General features: G+C 73.6%; 3 protein-coding genes. All 3 read left to right on the top strand.

Going from position 1 to position 2637, the window contains the following annotated elements; genetic code table 11:
• Positions 1 to 715: MFS transporter (locus FV220_RS24740; protein ID WP_147833556.1), on the top strand; the 715-nt coding region annotated here is incomplete at its 5' end.
• Positions 705 to 1601: an ABC transporter substrate-binding protein gene (locus FV220_RS24735; RefSeq protein WP_147833555.1), complete on the top strand. Its 897-nt coding sequence runs from the start codon at positions 705 to 707 to the stop codon at positions 1599 to 1601. The genes FV220_RS24740 and FV220_RS24735, both read left to right, overlap by 11 nt.
• Positions 1594 to 2637: iron chelate uptake ABC transporter family permease subunit (locus FV220_RS24730; protein ID WP_147833554.1), on the top strand; the 1044-nt coding region annotated here is incomplete at its 3' end. The genes FV220_RS24735 and FV220_RS24730, both read left to right, overlap by 8 nt.

Below are 2637 nucleotides of genomic sequence, written 5' to 3'. Positions count from 1 at the left end.
CCCCTTGCCGCCGCTCGCCGGCCCCTCCGCCGGAGCGCCCCTTCCCGTTCTCGCCGCCGACGAGGCCGGCTTCATGGGGGGGCTGCGCTACATCGCCCGCTCGCCCCTGGTGCTGAGCCTGCTCCTCGTCGATCTCGTCGCCCTGGTCTTCGCCGTGCCCTACGTGCTGCTGCCCGAACTCGCGACGCACGGGCTCGGCGGAGGGCCGGACAGCATCGGCCTGCTCTATGCCGCCCCTTCGGTCGGCGCGCTCTTCGGCGCCCTGGCCTCGGGCCGGGCCGGCGCGAGCCCGTTCGCCGGGCGCTGGCTCGTCGCCTGCGTGGCGGTCTGGGCCTGTGCCTGCATCGCGCTGGGCTTCAGCGAGGGCATGGCTCCCGCCCTGTTCTGCCTTGCCACCCTCGGCGCGGCCGCGAGCCTCGCCGGCATCCTGCGCGCGGCCCTGATCCAGCGCGCGACGCCGGATGCGATGCTCGGCCGGGTGTCGAGCCTGTGGGTGCTGGAGGAGACGATCGGCCCGGCGCTCGGCGGCATGCAGGCGGGCACCACGGCCCATCTCGCCTCGGCGCGGATCGCCATGGCGGCGGGGGGCGGCCTGTGCCTCGCCGCCACCGCCGCCATCGCGGCGTTCACGCCCGCCCTGCGGGATGCGAGCCTCGCTCCGGAGGCGAAAAGGAAGGCCGACGATCTCGCCCTGGCTGCCGTCGATGTCCGCTAGACGGGCCGTTCTCGGCCTGGCGGCCTGCCTCCTCGTGCTGGCCTGTCTGCCCGCGCGCGCGGAGAAAAAGATGCCCGCCCAGCCGCGCGTCGCGGCCCTCGACTGGAGCGCCGTGGAACTGCTCCTCGGCCTCGGCATCGTGCCGGTCGCGGTGACGCAGCCCGAGAACTACAACCGGACCGTGGTGGCGCCGGCGCTCCCCGAGGGCGTGGTCGATCTCGGCCTCGTGGTGGAGCCCAACCTCGAAGTGCTGGCGAGCCTGAAGCCGGACCTCATCCTCGCCAACCCGATCCAGGTGGCGACGCAGGGCAGCTTCCTCTCGCGCATCGCCCCGACGGAGGCGGTCTCCATCGCCAATGCCGGGGGCGATCCCTACGAGCGGGCGAAGGCGGAGACGATGCGCATCGCCCTGCGGCTCGGCAGGGTGGAGCAGGCCAGAGCCCTGGAGGCACGCACCGAGGCGATCCTCACCGAGGCGGCGGCGAGCGCCTGCCCGGCCGAAAGGCACCCGACCTACCTCGTCTGGATCGTCGACCACCGCAACATCGTGGTCTACGGCCGCACCAGCCTGTTCCAGACCGTGCTCGACCGCCTCCGGATCCCGAATGCCTGGACCGGCGCCAGCAACGCCTCCGGCTTCACGGCGGTGGGGATCGAACAGCTCGCCACCGGCCCGGCCGATGCCCGCATCGTCCATATCGGGCCGATTCAATCCGACGCCGCCAGGGCGCTGGCCGGCAGCCGGCTCTGGCAGACGTTGCCGCCGGTGCGCGAGCATCATGTCGACGTGGTGGCCCCGGTCTGGTTCTATGGCGGCCTGCCGGCCATCGCGCGTTTCGCCGAGCTGATGACCGGTCTCGCCAAGCGGGATTGCCCCCGTGGCTGAGGTGGATCTGGCCGAGCCCCGCCTCGATGCCCTCGCGCCGCCCCGGTCGCGGATCGGCGGGACGATGCTCCTCATCGGCGCGGTGGCCCTCGTGGCCGGGCTCCTCACCCTGCGCACGCTCACCGCCGACATGGCCCTCGGCCCGGCGCTGAAGGCCCTGTGGAGTCCCGACTGGACCGACATCGCCCAGGTGATCCTGCATGAGAGCGTGCTGCCGCGGATCGTCACCGCCTGGCTGGCCGGCGGCGCCCTCGCTCTGTCGGGGGTGGTGCTGCAGCAGGTGCTGCGCAATCCCCTCGCCTCGCCCTCGACGCTGGGCATCTCGGCCGGGGCGCAGCTCGCTCTGGCCCTGGCCTCCCTGTTCGCGCCCGGCCTCTTCTCGCAAGGGCGGGAGGCGGTGGCGCTCTCGGGCTCGGCCCTGGCGGTGCTCGCGGTCTTCGCCCTCGGCCGCGCCAAGGGCTTCGCCCCCCTCGCGCTGCTGCTGGCCGGCCTCGTGATCGAGCTCTATTGCGGGGCGATCCAGACCCTCCTCGTGATCCTGCATCAGGAGCGGCTGTTCGGCCTGTTCGTCTGGGGCGCGGGCTCCCTCGCCATGAACGACTGGAGCGCCCCGGCCTATCTCGCGCCCCGCCTCGCGGTGGCCGCCATGCTGGTCGCGCTGATGGTGCGGCCCCTGTCCGTGCTGGATCTCGACGAGGCGAACGCCAGGAGCCTCGGGCTCTCCCTCGGCCGGGTCCGGTTCCTCGCCGTGGCCGTGGCGGTGGCGCTGGGCGGCTTCGTGGTGGCGGGGATTGGCGTCATCGGCTTCGTGGGTTTCGCCGCGCCGATCCTCGTTCGGCTCACCGGCACGCGCACCTTGCGCGACCGCCTCGTCGCCGCGCCCCTGCTCGGGGCGGCCCTGATCTGGCTCACCGATTCCATGGTCCTGGCGCTCGCCCCCATCGCGCAGGTGCCGACGGGGGCGCTGGCCTCCCTCGTCGGCGTGCCGATGCTGCTCTGGCTGCTGCCGCGCCTGCGTGGCGTCGGCGCGCTGCAT

Origin of the sequence: Methylobacterium sp. WL19, assembly GCF_008040005.1 — a bacterium.
Taxonomy (GTDB): Bacteria; Pseudomonadota; Alphaproteobacteria; order Rhizobiales; family Beijerinckiaceae; genus Methylobacterium; species Methylobacterium bullatum.
The sequence above is the reverse complement of the archived record's forward strand: the minus strand, read 5'-3'. Positions and strand labels throughout refer to the sequence as shown.